Genomic DNA, 23,132 nt, shown 5'->3' on the forward strand with positions numbered 1-23,132 from the left:
GCACCGCGTCCCGGCCTCCGCCCTCACGGGGGGAAACGCAGGCTGCCGCCGGCCCCCCCCCGCGCATCCATCCAAAAATGCGGCAAGCCCAGGCCATCCAGCCACGCGGGGCCGTCTTCCTCCTTGAGCATGGCGATGGTCGAGGCGCTGCCCGCCACCACGCACAAATCGCCGACCACGCTCACCGCCGCCAGATGCCGCACCGGCCAGCCGGTCCTGGGATTCAGCACATGGCCGTAGCGGACGCCGTCCACCATCAGACAGCGCTCGTAATCGCCGCTGCTCGCCAAGCCCCCCTGGTATAACGGCAAACTGCCGAGCAAGGCGCCGGGCACGCGGGGATGGCGGATGCCGATCAGCCAGGGCGCCCCATCGGGATGCGGACCGACCACCCGGATATCGCCGCCCAGGTTCACCAAGCCCTGGCGGAAGCCCGCCGCCGCCAACAAGGCCGCCACCCGGTCGGCCGCGTATTCCTTGACCACGCCGCCGAAATCCAGCTCCAGCCCGGCCTCGGGGAATTCCAGCCAGGGCGCGGCCCAGCGCAGCCGGTGCCAGCCGATGCGTCCGAGCAAGGATTCGATGAGGGCGGGATCGGGCAGGCCGCCCGGCCCGAAGCGCCAGGCTTGCCGCAACAGGCCGGAGGTGATATCGAACAGCCCGTCGCTCTGGCGGTAGCAGGCTTCGGCGTAATCCAGGAGCCCGGCGGTTTCCGCGTCCACGGCGATGCGCCCGCCCCCGGCGGCGGCGCGGTTGATCCGGGACAGGAGGCTATCGGGGCGGTAGCGGGAATAGCGGGCTTCGAGGCGCTGCGCCTCGGCGCTGGCGAGGTCGATGGCGCGGCGGGCCTCGGCGGCGTCCGTGGCGTAGCACTGGACCTCGCAGGGCGAACCCATGGCCTTGAAGGAATGGCGGAACAATCGCCGCACAGCCGCCTCCGCGGGTGGAAAACCGGGGTTTGGGACCTGGGCATTGGCGGGCACCTATTCCAGGCCCGCCGGGATGGCCCGCAAACCGAAAATGCGCTAGAACATCAGGTGCCAAGTCGCCGACAAGGAACCGGTGCGCTGCAACTGGTAGCCGTGTGCGTCGTCCTCCAAGGGTTGCAGCCATTCCACGGCGAACTGGTTGCCCTGGAACGTCCCCTCCGGCACCATCGCCGCGAGGCCGAACCCCAAATCCCAATAATGCCCGCCGTAATTGGCCGGGATATCGAAGGTCGCGGTTTCGCTATGCGGCCCGTTGTATTGGCCCTGGATGGCCCCTTGCGCGGTGTAGACCCCGCGCAACGAGGCCGACAGCCAATCCAGGAGGTTATAGCCGCCCCATAGGCTGGATTGGAACATATCCCCCAGCGCGTAGCCGAATTCGTTGCGCGATTCCAGCCGGGCGATGGCGTTCAACTGCCCGCCCCAGGACCACGCCCCGTCCTGGCCGGTATAGGTCAGGCTGGGCCGGAAATCCCAGGTGCCGCTGCCGAGTTGCATCCCATAGTCGTAGAAGGTCTGGCTGCTGGGCATCTTCAGCCCGGCATTCCCGCTGGGCGCGGTGAGGCCCAGGGCGGTATGCACATGGTGCCCCGGCATCTCGAACAGCTTGAACAAGGCGTACATGCCGATATCGCCGACACCGCCGGTGGCGTGGCGCGGCGCGCCGCCGTGGTTATGACTCTCGCCGGACGGCGGCGGAGCGCCGTCGAGTTGGCGGAAATCCATGTCCATATCCATGAACTGCGGCATCAGCATCAGGTTCAGCCAATCCGTGGGCGCGTACATGAGGTCGAGCATGTGCATGTTCATGGCCATGCGGCTGGGCGCGTAGGAACAGCGGTTCTTGCCGCCGCAGCCCTGGGCCACCACCACCGCGTCGCCCACCGAGGCCGTGCCGTTCAACATGGCGCCGCTGCCGCCGCTCTGTAGGCTGTACATATAGCGGTAACCGACCATCGTCTCGCCCGCCCGTTCCAGCATATGGCCGAACATCACCCCCGCCGGGGCGTGGGCCATCGCGTGCCCCTTATGATGGTGATGGGCGTGTTCGTCGCCATCGCCGATATCCAGGGACAAGGGCGCGGAAAGGTCCAGCCGCAGGCCGGCGTTGAACTGGTAATAATCGAAATTGGCGTAGGAAGCTTCCCCGCCACCGCCCAGTTTGAGGTCGCCCGCGTGGGTGTAATACTCGAAGCCGCCTTCCAGGGTCAGCGCCTTGCCCACCCGTTTCTCGACCGTCACCCCGCCGCTCAGCGCCCCGAAGCCCGACAGCCGGTAATCGCTGGAATACGCCTTGAGCGGCACCTGGGCGAGATCGAGTTGGCCGCCCGCTTTGGGCTCGGCCCGCTGGAACAGGAAATAGGGCTGGTAGAAATCGGCGGCGCTCTGCGAGTAATAGCGGAACCTCGGGGTGAGGGTCCAGCCCCAGCCCAAGGGCTGCGCCCAATCCAGGTGGAAGGTATGGGCGTCGATGCCCCAATCGTCGTGGTAGAAGCGGTAATCGAAATGCAAAGCCGCGTCCAAGGGTTCGATATATTGCACATAGCGGGCGTCCCAGGTCACTTGGTCGCGGGCGTCGGGACGCCGTTCCAACACCGCCTGCACCTCGGGGGTCAACAAGGCCGGCAAGCCTGGGATGCCGGTATCGACCGGGGTTTGGTTGGGGTCCACGAACACGAAATCGACCACCTTGTAGGGATTGGCCAGATAGCCGGTGCTGCGGGTATAGCCGACGCCGCTCTCGATCAGGGCATCCTTGGTCAAGACCTGGGTGACGCTGAAATGGGTGTTCCAATCCTGGCGCACGGCCCGGAGGGTCTTGATCTCGGTGCCGAACGGCCCCGGCTGCACCTGGACCTGGTTGGCGTAATAGTCATAGTCGTAATAAGGGCTGGCGTTGGGGTCGAGGTGGGCCGAGATATCGCTGTTGGTGTAATCCAGCCCCAGGTTCAAGGTGGTGAGTTTCTGGTTGAGGTCCAAGCGCCCCCCCAGCCCGGCGAAGGCCGAATGGTAATCCGGCTCCTCGGACACGCCGCCGTTGACGCTGGCCTCGGCCTCGTCCCATTGGTAGGCCAGCCGGAAATCGCCCTGCTGCCGGGTTTCCGGGGAAGCGGCGGCGATGGTCTGCACCAGCCGGGTATCCTTGACATAGTTGCCGGAATCCAAATCCAGCCGGTACGGGTTGAGCTGGCGGTCGTACATCAAGGTGTTGTTGCCCAGGATCAAGGGCGTCGCGCCGGAGATGGCCGCGTTGTTGCTGGGATAATTGTTGCCGCCCAAGGCCAGGGGCGCGGAGGTGATGGGCGTGGCCCCGGACCAGGTGTCCTGGGCGTAGTGGAAGGCCAGCTTCCAGCGGTCCATCAGGGTGAACTTGCCCCCGCCCGAGAGGTTGTCGACCTGGATCGGGTTGTAGGCGCTGCGCTCGCCCAGATAAAGCTCGCGGGCGGTTTCCTTGTAATGCCCGTATTGGAAAGTCGCCTCGTCGCCCTCCGCCGCGTGCAGCGGCTGGGCCAAACCCGGCAGGGCCAGGGCCGCCGCCGTCAGCGCCCGCAAGGCCGGGCTTTCCGGCGCGGCCATGGGTCCGGGAGCGCCCGGACCGTCCGCCAACAGCCGCCGCAGACGGTAATCCCGCCCCCGGCAAAAGGCCCGGCACAACACCCCGCAGCCCCGCGCCCAGCGGACGATCCGCGTCAGCGCCCCGCCCTCCCCATCAATAGCAGCCACAACCGCCCCCGCTGGCCGAGGTGCCGCCCGAGGCCGCTTCCCGTCCGCCATGGATATGTTCGAGGAAGCCGTTTTGTTCGGGGTGGGGTTCCAAGGCCATTTGGGGCTTGGCGAGATGGCCGCGCTCCCAGGGCGCGACCTGGACGCAGCCCGAGAGCCAGAGCGCCAAGGCCAGCGCCGCCGCCCGGCGGAGGATTGTTCGCGATTGCTTCATAGGGATTCGGGAGGTCGTGGCCCACGGTGCCCGGCGGGGCGTTGGGATCATTGGTCCTGGAGGGTCTCGATATGGGTGTCGGTGTGCTGGGTACCGTAGCAATGGAATTGCAGCGTATATGACACCAAAGCGTTCAATTTCTTGGACTTTTTGCCGGACTTGGGGGTCTTGGCGACCGTGACCGTGTAGTCGCCCGACCCGGCATAGAGGCTGACCGTGGAGCTGAAGCGCTTATCCCCGCTTTTGGGGTCGGTGGTGGAGGTGCTTTGGGCGTCCCGCTGGACTTGGGCGGTGAGCAGGAACGGCACCGCCTTGGCGGTCCTGATGGCGATATCCAAGCGGTCGGGCGTGCCCGCCGCCGGATCGACCGGGCAGCCCACCCGGTAGATATCGGTGGCCGTGGCCTTCTTGCGGAGGAAGCCGACCTGATCATGCGCCGACACCAGCTGCGGCAGTCCCGCCAAAATGAGCAGGGCCGCCATCGCGCCTATCGTCTGTCTTGGGAATTTGGCTTTCATAACCTGGGTTTTCTCTGATCGGGTGAATTTCAAGTGTCCTTTATAATCCGGGTGGCCCGCTATCGCCCCGCGGCCCCGGACAGCGAATCCAGCTTGAGCGCGGCGAATTCCCGGACATCGGCGGCGCGGTCGGCCAGCGCCTGCCGGAGCAAGGCGAGACCTTGGGCATCTTCCCCCGCCCCGTCCAGCGCGGTCATCCGCACCGACTCGTCGGGGTCTTCAAACGCCCGCCACAGCACCTCCGACGTGGTGTCGCCGCCCTGCCGGGTCAAGCCGAAGACCGCCTGCGCCCGGACTTCGGGGTCGGAATCGCCCAGCGCGGTTTCCAACGCCCCGCGCAATTCCGCCGCATCCACCCGGCCATCGACGATCAAGCGCCCCAGGGCCGTGGCCCGTTGTTCGGCGTCGCCGCCCGTGGCCTGGGCCAGCAGTTGCTCGACGGAGGGGGATTCGGCGGCAAGCCCGGACTTCGGGAGCGGCGGGGCGACCGTTGCCACGGGGCGCGTGCCCGCCGCCAGCACCCAGATTTCCGCGGGCCGTCCTTGTTCGTAGCGGAACATGAGATTGGCATCCGGCCCCAGCAGGCACGCCAGCAACGGCTTGATGGCGGCGGCGGCGCAGGTGGCGGTGAGTCCGATGTCGAGTCCGGCAGGGATGTGGATGGGGATGTGGGTCTCGGCGGCGAGGGCGGCGAGCATCCGGCCCATGGGGGCTTGCCGCGCTTGCACACGGATTCCCTGGGCCGCGTCCACCGCGATGGTGGTACGGGATTCGGCCACGCCGACAACGGACGCCGGGTCCGCGACGGCGGGCAATGCGCCCACAAGCCAGAACCCAAGCAGCCAGCGCAAGGCCCAAGCGGGGAATGGCACGGAAGAGTCTTGCGGGGCGGGGATCATCGTCGTCGTTCAACACATGCAGGGGCCAAACCGGAACGTAAAGCCGTAGCAGTTATCGTGCCTTGCCACCCGCCTTCCCGGACCCGGCCCGCCCTTGGCCCCAGCGGCCACGACCCCAAGGGCCGGGCGGTCCCTTCCAGCCCGAGCCTGCGTCATATCACACAATATAATGCGCTATATAACACAGGCTAATGCGCCATATGCCACGGGCTGCCCGCTTGGACTCCATCGCCCGCCGGGGTTCGCGGCGGAATTCATTTTTCCTCCATATTTGCCTCACACTCCGGGGCGAAGCTTAATCCCGTGTCCAGGAGGCCGGCCGCCACCGCGGCGGGCCTCCGCCTCGAAGCCGATTCCATTCCAGCCTGAAGCCCAACCCCTACGGAGTAAACGCCATGCCCCTACGCCAACCTTTCGCCATCGCCCTCTTGCTCGCCGCGTCCGGTGGCCCCGCCCTCGCCAAATCCAACAACCAATGGCCGGCCAGCTACGACACCGATAGCAACGGCAAAATCAGCAAGGCGGAAATCCAAGCCGCCCGCACCGCCGAGTTCGCCGCCATCGACACCGACGGCGGCGGCTACGCCACCCTGGCCGAATTGCAAACCTGGATGGCGGCGCAACAGACCAGCAAGTACGACACGCTGAACACCGACGGCGGCACCCTGAGCCAGGCCGAATTCGTCGGCGACCTCACCGGGCAAGCCCTGTCCGCCGCCACCGAGACCTTCGCCCTGGCCGACACCGACGGCGATAGCGGCCTGTCCGCGGACGAATTCAAAGCCCTGCGCCCGGTCTTCCCCCAGTCCATACAGACCTTCGTCATGCTGGATACCGACCGCGACACCAAAATCTCCGAGGATGAATATCTGACCCCGCCCAAGCCGGGCAAAGGCGGCAAAGGCGGTCCCGGCGGCGCGGGCGGCCCCGGCGGTCCCGGCGGTCCCGGCTTCTAATAAAGCGGCCCTTTCCGCGACCGGAACCCGGCCCGTCGCCATGCCGGACGCGGCCCGCGATAATGGCGTTCCCGCGCCACATCCTGGGCCACGCCATGAGACTCACGATTTTCACCAAGCTGCTGCTCGCCATCTTCCTGGGGATGCTGGTCATCCTGGGCGCGATGCTGGGTTCGGTGCAATGGAGCTTCCAGCGGGGCTTCGACGATTATCTACGCAAGGTCGAGGCACGGCGCATGGACGCGCTGGCAGGACTCCTGGAAGCGGGGTACGCCCGGCATGGCACCTGGGATTTCCTGAGGAACAACCAATACGCCTGGTTCGAACTGCTCGGACAGGTCGCCGCCGCGGACAAGGCCCGGGACGGACCCGAACCCCCGCCCGCCCCGCCGTTCGAGGATGCCGGGGAATTCCCCGGTCCCCCGCCCGGACATCCCCATCATTTCGGCCACCCCGGCCCGCCGTACCCCCCGCTGTTCAAACACGGCCATCTCAGGGTCGTCGACCTCGATAAGGTCCAGGTCGTCGGCCCTCCCGAAGACCGGGAGCCCGGCACCATGGAAACGCTGCGCCCGCTGCTCCACGCCGGGCGGACGGTGGGTTGGCTGGCTTTCCTGCCCGACCGCCATGCGACCGACCGGTTGCAAGCCGCCTTCGTCGAGCAATACGCCCGCGCCAACACCCTGATCGCCGTCGTGGCCCTGGAGGTGTCGTTCCTGCTGTCCCTGGTGCTGGCGCGGCAATTCCTCGCCCCGATCCGCCGCATCGCCGCCGGGGCCAACGCCCTGGTCGCGGGCGATTACGCCACCCGCATCCCGGTCGGGAGCCGCGACGAACTGGGCCGTTTGGCCGGGGATTTCAACCGGCTGGCCCAAACCCTGGAACGCAACGAGCAAGCCCGCCGCCAATGGGTGGCCGACACCTCCCACGAGTTGCGGACGCCCTTGGCGGTGCTGCGCTCGGAGGTGGAAGCCCTGCTCGACGGGGTGCGCGAGCCCAGCCCGGACCGGCTGCGCTCGCTGCATTGCGAAATCCTGGCCCTGGGCAAGCTGGTGGACGATCTGCGCGAATTGTCGGGCCACGACCTGGGCAGCCTGGATTACCGCATGGCCGGGCTCGACCTGGCCGGGCTGGCGCTGGACTGCGCCGGGGGCTTCCGGCCCCGTTTCGAATCCAAGGGCATCGCCCTGGAATTGCCGGAACCCATCCCGTTGCCCATCCTGGGCGACGCCGGGCGCCTGCGGCAATTGTTCCTGAACCTCCTGGAAAACAGCCTGCGCTACACCGACGCCGGGGGCGTGTGCCGGATCGCGCTGGGACGGGAGGGGAACACGGCCTGGATAGCCCTCGAGGACTCCGCGCCGGGCGTGCCGGAGGCGGCCTTGCCGCGCTTGTTCGAGCGCTTTTTCCGGCTGGACCCCTCGCGCAGCCGCGCCCTGGGCGGCACCGGGCTGGGGCTTGCGATCTGCCGGGGCATCGCCAAGGCCCATGGCGGCGGATTGAGCGCCGCCGCCTCGCCCCTGGGTGGACTCAGGCTGCGCTTGGACCTACCCTTGGCTCCTCCGTGAACCGCCGGGACCGCCATGAACGCGACCAAACGCATCCTGATCGTCGAGGACGAACCGAAACTGGCCGGGGTCTTGATGGACTATCTGGCGCGGGCGGGCTACGCCACCGATTGGCTGGCCGATGGCCTCGGGGTCGCGGCCCAGGTCGCCGCCGCCCCGCCCGACCTGGTCCTGCTGGACCTGATGCTGCCGGGGCGGGACGGCATGGATGTGTGCCGGGATATCCGCAAAGCCTCCAACGTGCCGATCTTCATGGTGACGGCGCGGATCGAGGAGATCGACCGCTTGCTGGGGCTGGAACTCGGGGCCGACGATTACATCTGCAAGCCCTACAGCCCGCGCGAGGTGGTGGCGCGGGTGCGGGCCTTGTTCCGGCGGCTGGAGACCTTCGCGGCAACCCCGCCCCCGGCCTACCGGGTGGACCGGGAGAAAATGCTGATCGCCTTCCACGGCGCGGCCCTGGACCTGACCACGGTGGAATTCCGCCTGCTCGCCATCCTGATGGAAACGCCGGGGCGCATCTACTCCCGCGAACAACTGCTGAACCGGCTATACGAAGACCGCCGGGTCGTCACCGACCGCACCATCGACACCCATATCAAGAACATCCGCCGCAAACTGGCGCAGGCCATCGGGGGGGAGCGGGAAGCGCTGGTGTCGGTGTACGGGGCCGGCTACAAATTCGAGGGGTCCTAGCGCGTTGGCCACGCCGGATGGCGGGCCCGCCGGGGCGCTACCAAACCCGCTTTTCCATCAGGTTCTGGAATTGCCTGAGGTCGATGCCGAAGGCGTCCGGTGGATGCAGGGTACGGATCGCGAACAGCCGGCCCTGGTTGTCGTGTTCCCGTTCGCTCAGATCGACGAAGCGGATCGGCACCCGGTTCTTGTCGGCGTCCCGGCAGATCACGATGCGGGGCCGCAGGCGCGACCGCGGATTCTGCTCGATCACCACGCCCACCTCGCCGGTGGTGAGTTCCACCACGCTGCCCGCCGGATACACCCCCAGGCAGCAGATGAAGCCCATCGCCAACTGCGGGTCGATCTTGTCCTTGGCGAGGTCGTTCAATATCTTGATGGCCTCGATGTGGCTGCGGCCCCGTTGATAGCTGCGGTTGCTGGTGATGGCGTCGTATTTATCGACGATGGAGACGATCTTGGTGTAGAGGTTGAGCTGGGAGCCTTCGAGGCTGCGGGGATAGCCGGTGCCGTCGAGGTTCTCGTGGTGGCCGAAGGCGACATCCACGGTGCCGCTATAGATATTGCGCCCCGACATCAGGATATCCCGGCCATGGCGGGTATGCGTCTTCATGACGGCGAATTCGTCGGGGGTGAGCTTCCCCTCCTTGTTGAGAACCTCCAAGGGGATACGCACCTTGCCCATGTCGTGCAACAGGCCGCACAGCCCGATGTCCTCCAACTCGCGGGGCTGCAAACCAGCCTGCCGCCCCAGGGCGACGGCATAGACGCAGACGTTGAAGGAATGCTGGCTGGTGTACTCGTCCCTGGTCTTGATCTGGGTCAGGAACATCATCGCCTCGGGGTTCCTGAGGATGCTGGACACGCATTCCGAGACCGCCGCCCTGGCGACCTGGATGTCCAGGCTGCGGCCGAACCGGATATCGTCGATGAAGCGCTTGATGAGGCCGCTGGTCTCCCGCCGGGCGGCGCTGGCCTTCCCGAGTTCGCGCTCGAAGCCCCCCTCCGGCTTGGCGCGGTGGCCGGGAGCGGACTGGCCGGCCTTGGTCCCCGGCGGACCGTAGCTCACGGCGCGGGAACGCACGGTATCGATATAGACATACTCGCAAACCCCCTGGACCGCCAGGACATCCTGCTCGGTCTTCAACTCGAAGCCTTGCAGGAGGAAAGGCGTTTCCAACCAGGGCCGGTCCAATTCGGAAACGAACATGCCAACGCGCAACTCGCCGACGGGAATTTTGACGGTCTCGCGTTCGTCGATTTTATGTTGTTGCAGTGTATTCATAGGCCGGTACCCGCAGCCAAGGCCATAAGAGTGGAAAACGACGGCGGCACAAGCCACCTGTCGCGGCCGCACCGGAACCAAGGCATTTCCCGGCCAGGACCGACCGGAACCGCTACTGTCTTCCCCGTTGTTTATTTTTGTGGAGGGGTGCCTTTCCTTGGCGCAAGGTCTAAAGACTAACGTCCATCGCGCAAAAAATCACCTACTGCCGAATGGGTTGCCCACCCCGGAGCCAGGCCTCCGGCCCCAACGGCCACACCCTCCCGCAACACCGCCCCCTAGCCGCTTGGAACCGGGACACCGATGTCCCCCAGTCCAGGCTGGGGCATGCCCGTACAGACTGGGAATACAGCCCCAGGCCGCCACCCTGTCCCATCCGCGCGATGGGTTTTGTCAACACCGTCCTCAGACCGGGGGCGGACCGCCCTCGACACAATGCCCGGCCACGTTGACCGCGAGGAAATTGGTCGAACCGCTCAACCCCGGCGTGCCGCCGACCACGACCACCACATCCTCCGGGCCGATGGAGCCATCGGCCAGCAGCGAACTGACAGAACTATAGACGAGTTGGTCGGTATTGGCCTGGGGCGCTTGGAGTTGGGCGTAGACGCCGTAACGCAGGGCCAGTTCCCGCACCGTGCGCAGCCTCGGGCTTTTCACATAGATGGGGATGCCGGGCCGGTAGGCCGACACCAGCCGGGCGATGCGGCCCGTTTCCGAGTCGGCGATGATGGCGCGGGCCGGGACTTCGCGGCAGGCATGGGCCGCCGCGTGGGCGAAATAGGCCCGCACCGGGCTGGAGGTGGCGTCGGCCTCGATATCCCAGCCCCTGGGGCGCTGCTTCTCGGCCTCGCGGGCGATGCGGGCCATGGTCGCGACCGCCTCCAGCGGATATTTGCCATTGGCTGTCTCGCCCGAGAGCATCACCGCGTCGGTGCCGTCGAACACCGCGTTGGCGACATCGGACACTTCGGCGCGGGTCGGGCGCGGGTTCTCGATCATCGAATGCAGCATCTGGGTCGCGGTGATGACCAGCTTGGCCTTGCGGGCGGCGGCCTGGATGATGCGCTTCTGCAAGGTCGGCAATTGCTCGAACGGCACTTCCACGCCCAGGTCGCCCCTGGCGATCATCACCCCGGCACAGGCTTCCAAAATCTCGTCGAGATGGTCGATACCCTCCTTGTTCTCGATCTTGGCGACGATTTGGACCGGGCTGTGGTGGGTGTCGAGGATATCCTGCACCGCTTTGATATCGGCGGCCCCGCGCACGAAGGAATGGGCGATATAGTCCACCCCGTTCTCCGCCGCGAAATGGATGAATTCGGCGTCGCGGCCCGAGAGCGCGGGCAGGTCCAGCCGCACCGAGGGCACATTGACATTCTTGCGGGCGGCGATCCGGCCCGGATTCACCGCTTGGCAGACCAGGGCGTCGGCTTCCTTGGCGACCACGGCCAGTTCCAGCGTGCCGTCCTCGATCAGGATCGCCGCGCCGACCGGCACCTCGTCGATGAAGCCGGGATAGGACACGCAGAACGCCTTGCCCACCGGAGCGGCGCGGACGATGCGGACGGTTTCGCCCGCCTCGACCGGGATCGGCGCGGCGATGTCGCGGGTGCGGACTTCCGGCCCCTTGGTGTCGATCAGGATGGCGATACGGTCGGACACGGCGCGGATATTGCGGACCACGCCCAGGGCGTCGTCGGGCGCGATATGGGCGGTGTTGAGCCTGACGGCGTCCATGCCCGCCGCGTGCAACGCGGCCAGGAATCCGGGTTGGCAATGATGGTGCGACAGGGTCGCGAGGATTTTGGTGAGTTTGGGATTCATGCGGTGGGCGCTCGATAGGAAGCAAGGAAAGGATTCTATCCAGCGTTACGTGACACCCATAGTGTATAGCGGGTGAATCCGCTCTTTCCTCGCACCGCCCACGCGGCGGCGGATTCACGGCCCGCGCCCGAGCGCCTAGAATGCCGGTTCCATCCATCCCGCGAGGAAACCCCACCATGCACGTCACCCTGGTCCATGTCCATGTCAAGCCCGAATGCGTGGACGCCTTCATCGCAGCCACCCACGCCAACCACGCCGCCTCGGTGCTGGAACCCGGCAACCGCCGTTTCGACGTGCTGCGCGACCCGGAGCGGCCCGGCCATTTCATCCTCTACGAAGCCTATGCGTCCGCCGAAGACGCCGCCGCCCACAAGCAAACGCCGCATTACGCCACCTGGCGCGACAGCGTCGCCGAGATGATGGCCGAACCGCGCCGGGGCGTGCCCATGCTCGGCCTGTACCCGGAGGACTGAAGCCATGACGCCCTTCAGCCTAGGCCGCTTGCCCCGCATCGAATTCGGCGCGGGCAGCCTCGCCCGGCTCCCGGCCATCGCGGCCCGTTACGGACGGCGCTGGTTGATCGTGACCGGGAACCGCTCGTTCCGGGAATCGCCCCAGGCCGGACCCTTGTTCGCGGCGCTCAAGGCGCAAGGCTGCGCCTGGGAAGGCGTGATGGTGGCGGGCGAACCCTCGCCGGAATTGGTGGACGGGGCGGTACGGGCGTGGCGCGATGCCGGGATCGAGGGCGTGATCGGCATCGGTGGCGGCAGCGTGCTGGACGCGGCCAAGGCCATCGCCGGTTTGCTGCGTCCCGGCAATTCGGTCATGGACCACCTGGAAGGCGTGGGCCCGGAACTGCCCTACGCCGGACCCGCCACCCCGTTCCTGGCCGTGCCCACCACGGCGGGCACCGGCTCCGAGGCCACCAAGAACGCCGTGCTATCGCGCCATGGGCCGGACGGTTTCAAGAAATCCTTCCGCGACGACCGGCTGATGGCCGAATACGCCTTCGTCGATCCCGACCTGCTGGCGGGCTGCCCGCCGGAGCTGATCGCCGCCAACGGCATGGACGCCCTCACCCAGTTGTTGGAAGCCTATGTCTCGATCCGCGCCAATCCCATCACCGACGCCCTGGCCTTGCGGGGTTTGCGGGCGGCGCGGGAAGGCTTGCTGGCTTGGTATGCGGGCGGGGAATCCGCCGCGCCGGGGCGGGAAAAGATGGCGCTGGCCTCGCTGCTGTCCGGCATTTGCCTGGCCCAGGCCGGGCTGGGTTCGGTGCATGGCTTGGCCCAGCCCTTGGGCTCCTTGTTCCCGATCCCGCACGGAGTCGTATGCGGCACCCTGGTGGCGGCGGCGACCCGCTGCAATATCGGGACGATGCAGGCCCGCGATCCCCAAAATCCCGCCCTGGCGAAATATGCCGAGGTAGGCCGCTTGTTCGCCAAGAACGCGGGCTTGGACGAAGCGGACGCCTTGGCCCTGTTGGTGGCAACCCTGGAGGACTGGACCCGCGCCATGCGGCTGCCGGGGTTGTCGGCGCTGGGCGTGGCCGAATCCGATGTGCCGCGCATCGTCGCCCATAGCCGGGGTTCCAGCATGAAGACCAATCCCATCGTGCTGACCGACGACGAGATCGCGGGCATCGTGCAAGCGCGGTTGGCCTGAACCGGGTAGCCCGGATTCAACTATCCGGGCTACGGGGGCTTGAGGCCCGCCGCCCCACTTCGATCACCTGCCCATAACTGATGCCGCCATCCCCCGCCGGGATGTCGCGGTGCAGCCCCACCACGAAACCCCGCCCGGTCAATTCCGCCACCGCCAGTTCGGTCAGCAGCCGGTTCTGGAACACGCCGCCCGAGAGCCCCACCCGGTCCACGCCATGCTCGGCCCGGAGGGCTTCCGCCTGCCCGGCGATCAACCGGGCCAGGCTGGCATGGAAGATCGAAGCCCGTTCCGCCGGAGCCAAGCCTGTATCCATCAACATCGGTAGCCAACCCGCCCAATCGGAGATCCACACGCCCCCGGCGTTCCGCGCCAAAGCCAAGGGCATGGGTTCGGCACCGGGGCGGGCCAGGGTTTCCAAGCGCATGGCCGCGTGGCCTTCGTAGCTGGATTCCAGCGCCACGCCGATCAAGGCGGCGGCGGCATCGAACAAACGGCCCGCCGAACTCGCCGACGGGCAGTTCAAGCCACGTTCCCAGGCTTGGCGCAATAGGCCGGAATCCTTGGGGCGCTCCGGCCAGTCCCGGCCCGTTTCCCAGCACAGGGCCAGGGCGCAGCGCCAGGCTTCGCGGCTGGCTTTGTCGCCGCCGGGCAGCCGGAACCGGCGCAACGAACCCACCCGCCGCCACGCGCCGGGCGCGCCCAGCAAAGCCTCGCCGCCCCAGACCGTGCCGTCCTCGCCGTAGCCGGTGCCGTCCCAGGCGAACACCAAGGATGGCCCGTCCAGCCAGCCGCATTCCCCGGCCAGGGCGGAGGCATGGGCGTGATGATGGAACACCGGCCAGCACGGCAGGTTCCTGGCCTGCGCCCAACGCGCCGAGCGATAACCCGGATGGGCGTCGTGGACGATCAAGGCCGGTTCGACGCCATAGAGCGCGGACAGATCGGCCACCACCCGCCCGAACACCTCCGCGCTCCGCACCGTGCCCAGGTCGCCAATATGCGGCGACACCACCACCCGGTCATCGAACGCCAGCGCCACGGTATTCTTGAGGTCCGCGCCCACCGCCAGCAGGGGCCGTTCCAAGCGGAAGGGCAACGCTATTTCCTGCGGGGCCAGTCCGCGCCCGCAGCGGATCGGGCGGACCCGGCCCGCGACGCGGCGGAACACCGAATCGTCCGCCGGGCGCAGGATGGGCCGGTTGTGGTGCAGGAAGGCATCGGCCACCCGGCCCAGGCGGGCTTCCACTTCTGCGGCCTCGGTCAGGACCGGCTCGCCGCTCAAATTGGCCGAAGTCGCCACCAAGGGAGCGCCGTAGCCTTCCGCCAGCAGATGATGCAACGGACTGTAGGGCAGCATCAGGCCGACTTCGTCGAGTCCGGGAGCCACGGCTCCGGCCAGGGGCGAATCCATGCGCTTCCGCACCAGCACGATGGGGCGCAGGGGCGAGCGCAGCGCCTCCCGTTCTTCGGCGGTCGGCTCGGCCACCCGCCGCGCCCAATCCAGGCCATCCCCGCCCTGCCAGGGCAATAGCACCGCCAAGGGCTTATGGGGCCGGTGCTTGCGCTCCCGCAGCCGCAGGACCGGGCCGGGGTCCAATGCGTCGCACAGCAAGTGATAACCGCCCACCCCCTTCACCGCCACGATCAATCCGGCCCGCAACGCGCCGAGGCAGGCCGCGAGCGCCGCTTCGTCGCCCACGCTATCGCCCTGGCCGGGTTGGCGGAAAACCAAGCCGGGGCCGCAGCGGGCGCAGGCCAAGGGCTGGGCATGGTAGCGGCGGTCGGCGGGGTCGCTGTATTCGGCCAGGCAATCCGGGCACAGCGGGAAACCGGCCAGGGCGGTATGGGGCCGGTCGTAGGGCAAGCGTTCGATGAGGGTGTAGCGGGGACCGCACTGGGTGCAGTTGATGAAGGGATAGCGGTAGCGGCGCTGGGCCGGGTCGCGCATTTCGGCCAGGCAATCGTCGCAGACGAAATAATCGGGCGGGAGATGGACATCGGCGCGGGGATCGGTCGCGCTGTGTTGGATGGCGAAACCCTGTAGACCTTGGGGTTCCACCACGGTCACGCGGGGCGGATCGGGCCGGGCCAGGGGCGGGGCGCGTTCGATCAAGGCCCGCCCGAAGGCTTCCAAGGCAGGGGCGGACCCCTCGACCCGGATATCCACCCGCCCGCCCCGGTTCAACACCCAACCGGCCAGCCCGTATTCCTGGGCGATGCGGCTGACGAAAGGCCGGAAGCCGACACCTTGCACGCGGCCCGTGACCAAGATGCGCTGGGCCAGGATTCCGGTCAAGGCCGATTCCTCATCGCATCGCCAACCGGATGGAGCCATCCGCCCCCAGCCCGCCCCGGCTCAAAACAAGTCCTGGTTGAGTAACAAATGCACGCCGATACTGGCGGCATAACCCAAGGCGATCACCGGCGTCCATTTCAAATGCGTCATGAAGGAATAAGCCCCCTTGGTCTGCCCCATCAAACCCACGCCCGCCGCCGACCCAATCGCCAACAAACTCCCGCCGACCCCGGCGGTCAGCGTCACCAAGAGCCATTGGCCCTCGGAAATCGGCGGATTCATGGTCAGCACGGCATACATGATGGTGCCGTTATCGATGAAGGCGGATACGATGCCGACCAGGATATTGGCATAGATCGGATCGAGGTCGGTATACAGGAAATCCGAGGCCAAGGCCAAATAGCCGATGAAACTCAAACCGCCCACGCTGACCATCACCCCATAGAAATACAGCAAGGTATCCCATTCCAGCCGGGCCACATTATGGAAGACATCGAAGCGCTGTTTGTTTTCTTCGATATCATAGGGAATCTCCAGCCTTTCCTCGGCGAGGACCGCGCTTTCCCCCGGATGCTCGGTTTTATACCCCGCCCGCATTTTGAACAGGTAATAAAAATAAAAACTCAGATAGGTGAGCCCTGCCAACATCCCGGCGGCGGGCGGCAGTTTCAGGAAATTCTCGAAACCCACCGCCGTGATGATCGTCAGGATGAACAAGACGATGATGCCCATGGCCCCATGTTGCAAAGGCCGGGGCCGGCCGGCCGAGGCCGGATATTGCTTGGGCACCCAGAAATGCATGATGGTGGCGGGCACCAGGAAATTGACGACGGAAGGAATGAACAGATCGAAGAAATGGGTGAACGGCACCATGCCCTTCTGCCACACCAACAAAGTCGTGATATCGCCGAACGGGCTGAAGGAGCCGCCGGCATTGGTGGCAACCACGATATTGACGCAGGCGACCGAGACGAAGCGGGGATTCTTCTTTGCCATCGCCATGACCACGGCCCCCATCAGCAAGGCGGTAGTGAGGTTGTTGCACACCGAGGACAGCAGGAAGGATTGGATGCCGGTGATCCAGAACAGCTTGCGATAGCCGAAGCCCTTGCTCAACAGCCAAATCCTGAGGTTGTCGAATACCCCGCGCTGCTCCATCGCGTTCAGATAGGTCATCGACACCAGGATGAACAGGAACAACTCGGCATAGCCTTCCAAGGAAGAGCGGAACACCCGCCCCGATTCATCGCCCATACCTTGGGACACATAGGTGCTGGCGATCAAACCCCAGATCAAACTGGCGGCGAACAGCATGGGCTTGGATTTGCGCAGCATGGTGGATTCTTCCAGCATCGCCAGCGCATAGGCCAGGAAGAAAATCGCCACCGAGGCATAACCCACCCAATGCCGGGTCAGATCGAGCGGGACCGGGGTCGCCGCTTCCGCCGGCCAGACCGGCCAGGGCAGGAACACACCGGCCAAAAGCGCGGCACCGGCCCAGGCCGCTCCCAACTCCGGGGCGGGTCGGCGGGAATGGACGTGCATGGATGTGGCTCCCACGGCTGGGGAAGGCGCTGGAGGCATAGGGTTCTCCTTATTCGTCGAAAATCCGGGATGGCGGATGCGCGGATGGTTATTGTGATGGGCCTGGAAGTCGGCGGTCCGGCGGGTTGGCGGCTTCCCGCCGGGGGAACGGTCCCACCCTGGCGGAGGAACCTCCACCGTCACGGCGACCATCCGCACGTCATGGCCCAGCCCGCCCGCTCCTCCCAAGGAAGCGTTTTTATCGGAAAAGTTTCATGCCTGTGGAGAAAAATGGCGGGGCGGCGCGTTATCCGGCCATTATGAAAGAACACGGCCCCGGCTAGCCATGCCTAGCCGGGAAAAATATCGTCCTCCCGCCGGGACGGCAGGACGGGCAGGCGAGACCGCGCCGGAAGATAGGGGCATGGGAACCGGACGGGACGGGCCTCAAGCCGACCCGGCCCGGTCCCCGCGCAGCCAAGCGCCGAGTTGGTCGGCGGGCAAGGGCCGGCTGAAATAAAACCCCTGGGCCTGGTCGCAACCCTTGGCGCGGAGCTTCTCCAATTGCTGGCCGGTCTCCACGCCCTCGGCGATCACCTTGAGGCCGAAATTCCGCCCCAGTTGGATGATGGTGTCGATGATGGCCTCGTCCCCTGGGTCCACGGCGATATCGCGCACGAAGGACTGGTCGATCTTCAAACGGCTGACCGGGAAGCGCTTGAGGTAGTTGAGGCTGGAATAGCCGATGCCGAAATCGTCGATGGCGACCCGGACCCCCATGTCCCGGAGTTGGTTGAGGCTGCGGGTGGTTTGTTCGTGGTCCTCCATCAGCCCGGTTTCGGTGATTTCCAGTTCCAGCCATTCCGGGGCGATGCCGGTTTCGGCCAACACCCGCGCCACTTGCTCGCCGATGGCGCTGCGGTGGCCATCGTGGTGGAACTGCAAGGCCGAGACATTCACCGAGGTCGGCAAGGGCGTATGGCCGGCGTCGGCCCAGTCCTTCAACTGGCGGGCGGCGCGGCGCAAGACCCACAGCCCCAAATCCCGGATCAAGCCGCTCTCCTCGGCCACGCGGATGAAGCGGCACGGCGCGACCTCGCCCCATTCCGGGTGCGCCCAGCGCAGCAAAGCCTCGCAGCCCACCACCCGCCCATCGCGGATATCGATCTGGGGTTGGTAATGCAGGCGCAATTCGTCGCCGCCCAGGGCTTGGCGCAGATGCTGTTCCAGGGTCAGCGCGTCGACCGCCTCGCGCTGCATTTCCTCGGTGAAGAACTGGTAGGCATTGCGGCCCCGCTGCTTGGCCCGGTACATCGCCACGTCGGCGTTGCCGATCAAATCGCTGCCCGCCTGCCCGTTGTCCGGGTAGAGGCTGATCCCGAGGCTGCCACTGATGTGCAATTCGTGGCCCTCGATCCGCATTGGCCGGCTGAGCGCCTTGACGATCTTCTGCGCCGTATGCGCGGCCCCGTCGGCATCGGTGCCGGGCAGGATCAACATGAATTCGTCGCCGCCGGGCCGGGCCACGGTGTCCTGTTCCCTGACCGCCGCCCGCATCCGCCGGGCGGCCTCCTGCAACAAGGCGTCGCCGATCAAATGGCCCAGGGAATCGTTGATGTGCTTGAAATGGTCGAGGTCCAGCACGAACACCGCCATGGGTTCGCCTTCCCGTTCGGCGTGGGCCAGGGCGGCGGCGAGGCGCTCGCGGAAAAAGGCCCGGTTCGGCAGGTTGGTGAGGGCGTCGTAATAGGCCAGGTGGCGGATGCGCTCTTCGTTGCGCTTGTGTTCGCTGATATCGGTGAAGATGCCGATGTAGTTCTGGACCTCGCCCTGTTCGTCGCGGATGGTGCTGATCGACAGCCACTCCGGGAAGAAATGGCCGTCCTTGTGGCGGTTCCAGATTTCGCCGCGCCAAGCGCCGGCGCTGTCGAGGGTTTGCCACAACCGGGCGTAGAACTCGTGGTCGTGGCGGCCCGATTTGAGCAGCTTGGGATTCTGGCCGACGACCTCGGCGGCGCTGTAGCCGGTGGCCTCGGCGAAGGCCGGATTGACCGAGACGATGCGGTTGTCGCGGTCGGCGATCATGATGCCCTCGTTGCTACTCTCGATAACCTGGGCCGCCAGCCGCAACCTGGCCTCGTAGCGCAAACGCTCGCCGATATCGATGGCCAGCACCAAGCCGGCGTCGCGGTCGCCATAGCGCATCCGCAGCGAATACACCTCGACCTCGACCGCCGTGCCGTCCTTGCGGCAGTGCCGCGCCCGCGCCGCCCGATGGTTGTCGCAACCGGCCCCAGGCCACAGGTCGGCCAGGCCCAGCCGGGCGAATTCCTCCGGGGCGTAGCCATAGCGCCGCGCCGCCGCCTCGTTGGCCTCCAGGATGGCGAGGCTCCCGCAGTCATAGACCCACAAGGGTTCCGGGATCAGCCGGAACAACTGGCCGTAGCGCTCGGTGCTGTCGCGCAGGGCTTGCTCGGTGGTTTTAAGGGAATGGATATCGGTCAAGGTGCCCATCAGGCGCAGGGGTTTACCCGCGGGGGAATATTCCGTGACCTTGCCCACGGCCAGGATCCAATGCCAATCCCCACCGGCGGTGCGCTGGCGGTATTCGACGTGGTAGCCGGCCGCCCCGCCCGCCAAGTATTGGTGCAAGATTTCGACCACCCCCAAATCGTCGGGGTGCAGGCGCTCGACCCATCCGGCATAGCTTTCCTGGTAACTGGCCGGATCGTAGCCCAACATCCTCGGATATTCCGGCGACACCCGGCTTTCGCCGGCCGCGATGTCGAAATCGAACAGCGCGGTATTGCCGGCCTGCATCGCCAAGCTCAGCCGCTCCTCGCGGTCGCGCAGCAAGGCCACGGACGCTTCGTTTTGCTGCTCGATCCGGAACCGGCCCAGGGCCTGGGACACGCTGGCGGCCAGTTCGGTCAGGAGGTTCACGGTTTCGTGGTCGAAGGCGTTGGCCCGGTCGCTGCCCACGCACAGCACGCCGCAATGGCCTTCCGGCCCGGCGATGGGAAAGGCGGCGCAAGCCAGGATACGGGCCAGCCCGGCTTGGTCGCGCCAAGCGTAGACGCTGGGATCGGCCGCCACATCGTTGCAGACATAGGGCCGCCCCAGGCGCAAAGCCAATCTGGGCGGTCCCTGCCCTTCCCAGCACCGGGCCTGGGCGAGCGCGGCGGTTTCGCCGGGAAAACCGGGCGCTCCGGCCTGGGCGGCGGAGCGGAGCTTGCGCGAGCCGGGTTCCTTCAAACCGACCCAGACCCATAGGAAACCGCCGGTCTCGACGATCACCCGGCACACCTCGGCCAACATATCGCCGGAACGCCGGGCCCGGACGATGGCGTCGTTGGCCCGGTATAGCAGCAGGTAGAGTTGGTTGAGCCGCTCGATGTTCTGTTGGGCCAAGCGGCGCTCGGTGATGTCGCGCACGATATCCTGGTAGAACCGCAGCCCTGGCCGTTCGATCACCCGCAGGCTGCTTTCCACCGGGAAGGCGCTGCCATCCTTGCGCCGGTGGACGGTCTCGAACACCGACGCCCCCGCTTCGTGCAATTTCCGCCATTGCGGCTCGACCAGCGGGCGTTCCCCCTCGGCCCGGAGATCGTCGATCCGCATCCCCAGCAATTCTTGCCGGGCATAGCCGTAGAACTGCATGGCCCGGTCGTTGACCTCGATGATACGGCGGTCGGCATCGGCCAGGAGGATGGCGTCGTTGGCATACTTGCTCAGGTAGTCGAAATGGTTCGCCATGATCTGGCGTTCCAGGTCGCGCCGGCGCGATTCCGAGCGCCGGAACAACAGGAAAGCTTGGAACACCCCGGAGATGAACACCAAACCCAACCCCGCCGTCATCAGCGACAAACGGTTGACCATGGCGTAGGCCTCGTCGCGGTCCATCTTCGACACCATGATCCAGGGCGTGCCGGCGATGGGCTGGGCGTAGGCCAGGACAGGAACCCGGCGGTAATCCACCCCTTCCAGGATGCCCCGCCGCCCATCCAGCGCGAGCCCGGCGACGACCCGCTCCCCGACGGCCTCCGCCCAGGGCAGGCGGAACGTCAGCGCCATATCCGGGCGGTGGCGCAGTTCGTTGAGGAAGACCACCGCCCCGCCCTCGCGGCGCACCAGCAGGGTTTCGGCGCTGGGGCTGTCGGTGGGCCAATAGCGGACCAGGGGATAGAGGAATTGACGGGCGTCGATCCGGGCGTACAAGACCAGGGGCGGCAGGGCGGGGTCCAGGGCGACGCGGCTGAACAGGCCGAACTCGACCCGCGCCGCGCCGCGGGCGTCGTGTTCCAAGGCGAGGTCGTACCAGTGGACGCCGGGCGTCCGCGCTTCGGCCAGGACGCGGTCCACGGCGGCGGGCGGGTCGGGGTCGCCGCTCGCCAGGAACACCCGGCCCCGCCCGTCCAGCAGCAAGACCGACTTGAACCCGAACATTCCCCGCATGTACTCGTTGCGCTCCAGCAAATCCCCGGTATCGGTCTCGCCGTTGCGGAAATACCGGCGCAGGCGCTCCAGGAACTGGGCGCCATGGGCCAGGATTTCGACCTGGGTGCGGCTTTCGCCAAGCCAGGCCCCGATGCGCTCGGCCTTGAGCCGGGCCACGGTGCGGAGCTGGTCCTGGGTCTCGGCGCGGGCCGATGCGCGGAGGAAATAATAGGCGACGCCACCGAGCAGGACCGGGACGAACACCAACAAGACAGCCAGCCACAGCGTCTGGCTGTTCTTCCTTAGGCAAGCCCGGACATCCTTCATGGTGGCATGGTGTTCTGGGGCGGAAGTGGATTATTTTTCCTTCGATTGCGCCCGATGGGATAAATTCATCCGACCCCGTCTTTCCATAGCGGTAATAGCGGTTTATTGTCGGGTCAGCACGGCGGCATCCCGGGCCTGGACAAGACGGAATGGCGGGGGAACTTGGCAAATGGTGCGGCTGGATTCTTGCCAACTACTAGCTCTGTTAAGCTACCACCGCCAGTGCCGATGTAGACCCGATAACGCATCGGAATGGACAACCATAGGAAAAAGCGCATCCACCCGTTCCGGTCCCAACGCGACCTGCCGGATTCCGGCATCAACGGCATTTTTATAATTTCAATCCAGAGATTCTCTCTATGAAAAATCCATCTCTCTTCCACCTGGCGGGGCTGCTCCTCGCCATGGCCACCGCCTCCGGTGCCCAGGCGGGCCTGGTCAACGGCGATTTCGAATCGAACGGTGGCTTCGGCAGTAGTTCGGCCACGGGCTGGACCCTAGACGGCTCGGCAACCGCCTACATCCTCGATACCACTGCCGACGATTCGACCAGCAACCCATACAATATTTGGGGTCCCGACAATGGCATGAACAATGGTTTCACCGGCAGCACGAACGGCGGCTTCTTCCTGGGCTTGCAGAGTGATGTCGGCACCGCGGGGATATCGCAAACGATCAACGGATTGACGGTAGGCAATCAATACGCCTTGGCGTTTGAATGGGCGGCTGCCCAACTGAGCGCCGCCTCGGGCGCAACCACGCAAAGTATCAGCGTGGACTTTGGCAGCGACTCCACGAACGTGTCCACATTTAATGCAAGCCAAGGCTTCAGCGGTTGGCTGTCCGTCAACGCCACCTTTACCGCCGCATCAACGTCCCAAACCCTGTCCTTTATCGCGATGGGTTCCCCCGGCTTAAGCCCACTCACCTTGATCGACGGCATCAGCCTGACCGATATAACCCCGCCACCGCCCTCCGCCACGCCCGAACCGGGCTCGCTTGCGCTATTGGCGATTGGCGCGGTGTCCGTTCTGACCCGGAGCCGCCGCGGCAAACTGCTTGAGTTGGCCGCCTAATCCAGGCTGGACCGCCGGGAATCCGGGCTCCGTTCTCCAGCGGCCCCGGATTCCACCGAATCCCTCCGTCTCCTTCCCCGCCTTTCTCCCTCCCGGTTCCCGCCTTTGGCTTGCTATCTGCATCGTTAACA

At 66.2% G+C, this 23,132-nt stretch carries 16 protein-coding genes; 6 read left to right on the top strand and 10 right to left on the bottom strand.

Features of this window, described 5'->3' with window-relative positions; genetic code table 11:
* Positions 1-23: 23 nt before the first annotated feature.
* The 5 genes from K5658_RS17530 to K5658_RS17550 form a co-directional block, all read right to left on the bottom strand.
* On the bottom strand, positions 24-896 hold the full coding sequence (locus K5658_RS17530) for an FAD:protein FMN transferase (protein WP_221067016.1): 873 nt from the start codon (positions 894-896) through the stop codon (positions 24-26).
* A gap of 129 nt (positions 897-1,025) precedes the next feature.
* Positions 1,026-3,713: a DUF3570 domain-containing protein gene (locus K5658_RS17535; RefSeq protein ID WP_246628483.1), complete on the bottom strand. Its 2,688-nt coding sequence runs from the start codon at positions 3,711-3,713 to the stop codon at positions 1,026-1,028.
* Positions 3,700-3,927 (bottom strand): DUF4266 domain-containing protein, encoded by a 228-nt coding sequence (locus tag K5658_RS17540; RefSeq protein WP_221064383.1) that lies wholly within the window; start codon positions 3,925-3,927, stop codon positions 3,700-3,702. The genes K5658_RS17535 and K5658_RS17540 overlap by 14 nt, the downstream gene beginning before the upstream one ends.
* A gap of 47 nt (positions 3,928-3,974) precedes the next feature.
* Positions 3,975-4,445, bottom strand: coding sequence for a hypothetical protein (locus tag K5658_RS17545; RefSeq protein ID WP_221064384.1), 471 nt, complete (start codon positions 4,443-4,445; stop codon positions 3,975-3,977).
* A gap of 59 nt (positions 4,446-4,504) precedes the next feature.
* A complete protein-coding gene (locus tag K5658_RS17550) occupies positions 4,505-5,317 on the bottom strand; it encodes a HEAT repeat domain-containing protein (protein ID WP_221064385.1) in 813 nt (270 codons plus the stop codon).
* Positions 5,318-5,739: 422 nt separating this feature from the next.
* On the opposite strand from K5658_RS17550, the gene K5658_RS17555 reads away from it, so the two are divergent.
* The 3 genes from K5658_RS17555 (at position 5,740) to K5658_RS17565 (ending at position 8,564) form a co-directional block, all read left to right on the top strand.
* A complete protein-coding gene (locus tag K5658_RS17555; RefSeq protein WP_221064386.1) occupies positions 5,740-6,300 on the top strand; it encodes an EF-hand domain-containing protein in 561 nt (186 codons plus the stop codon).
* Positions 6,301-6,395: 95 nt separating this feature from the next.
* On the top strand, positions 6,396-7,868 hold the full coding sequence (locus K5658_RS17560) for an ATP-binding protein (protein ID WP_221064387.1): 1,473 nt from the start codon (positions 6,396-6,398) through the stop codon (positions 7,866-7,868).
* A 15-nt stretch (positions 7,869-7,883) separates the two neighbouring features.
* A complete protein-coding gene (locus K5658_RS17565; RefSeq protein WP_221064388.1) occupies positions 7,884-8,564 on the top strand; it encodes a response regulator in 681 nt (226 codons plus the stop codon).
* Positions 8,565-8,601: 37 nt separating this feature from the next.
* On the opposite strand, the gene K5658_RS17570 is transcribed toward K5658_RS17565, so the two are convergent.
* Both K5658_RS17570 and pyk read right to left on the bottom strand, forming a co-directional pair.
* Entirely contained in the window at positions 8,602-9,849 is a 1,248-nt protein-coding gene (locus K5658_RS17570; RefSeq protein ID WP_221064389.1) for a cyclic di-GMP phosphodiesterase, read from the bottom strand.
* 405 nt (positions 9,850-10,254) lie between these two features.
* Complete coding sequence (gene pyk, locus K5658_RS17575) at positions 10,255-11,676, bottom strand: pyruvate kinase (protein WP_221064390.1); 1,422 nt, start codon at positions 11,674-11,676, stop codon at positions 10,255-10,257.
* Between the two features lie 176 nt (positions 11,677-11,852).
* Here pyk and K5658_RS17580 point away from each other — a divergent pair, with 176 nt between their 5' ends.
* Both K5658_RS17580 and K5658_RS17585 read left to right on the top strand, forming a co-directional pair.
* On the top strand, positions 11,853-12,149 hold the full coding sequence (locus K5658_RS17580) for an antibiotic biosynthesis monooxygenase (protein ID WP_221064391.1): 297 nt from the start codon (positions 11,853-11,855) through the stop codon (positions 12,147-12,149).
* A 4-nt stretch (positions 12,150-12,153) separates the two neighbouring features.
* Entirely contained in the window at positions 12,154-13,341 is a 1,188-nt protein-coding gene (locus tag K5658_RS17585) for an iron-containing alcohol dehydrogenase (protein ID WP_221064392.1), read from the top strand.
* A gap of 16 nt (positions 13,342-13,357) precedes the next feature.
* Here the strand turns inward: K5658_RS17585 and hypF are convergent, their stop codons facing one another.
* From hypF to K5658_RS17600, 3 genes are all read right to left on the bottom strand, one after another.
* On the bottom strand, positions 13,358-15,637 hold the full coding sequence (hypF, locus tag K5658_RS17590; protein ID WP_246628484.1) for a carbamoyltransferase HypF: 2,280 nt from the start codon (positions 15,635-15,637) through the stop codon (positions 13,358-13,360).
* Positions 15,638-15,697: 60 nt separating this feature from the next.
* Positions 15,698-17,182 (bottom strand): sodium:proton antiporter NhaD, encoded by a 1,485-nt coding sequence (gene nhaD / locus K5658_RS17595; RefSeq protein WP_221064394.1) that lies wholly within the window; start codon positions 17,180-17,182, stop codon positions 15,698-15,700.
* A gap of 426 nt (positions 17,183-17,608) precedes the next feature.
* Positions 17,609-21,925, bottom strand: coding sequence for an EAL domain-containing protein (locus K5658_RS17600; protein WP_221064395.1), 4,317 nt, complete (start codon positions 21,923-21,925; stop codon positions 17,609-17,611).
* Between the two features lie 359 nt (positions 21,926-22,284).
* Here K5658_RS17600 and K5658_RS17605 point away from each other — a divergent pair, with 359 nt between their 5' ends.
* On the top strand, positions 22,285-23,001 hold the full coding sequence (locus K5658_RS17605) for a DUF642 domain-containing protein (RefSeq protein WP_221067018.1): 717 nt from the start codon (positions 22,285-22,287) through the stop codon (positions 22,999-23,001).
* Positions 23,002-23,132: the final 131 nt, after the last annotated feature.

The organism is Methylomagnum ishizawai, assembly GCF_019670005.1.
GTDB classification, from domain to species: domain Bacteria; phylum Pseudomonadota; class Gammaproteobacteria; order Methylococcales; family Methylococcaceae; genus Methylomagnum; species Methylomagnum ishizawai.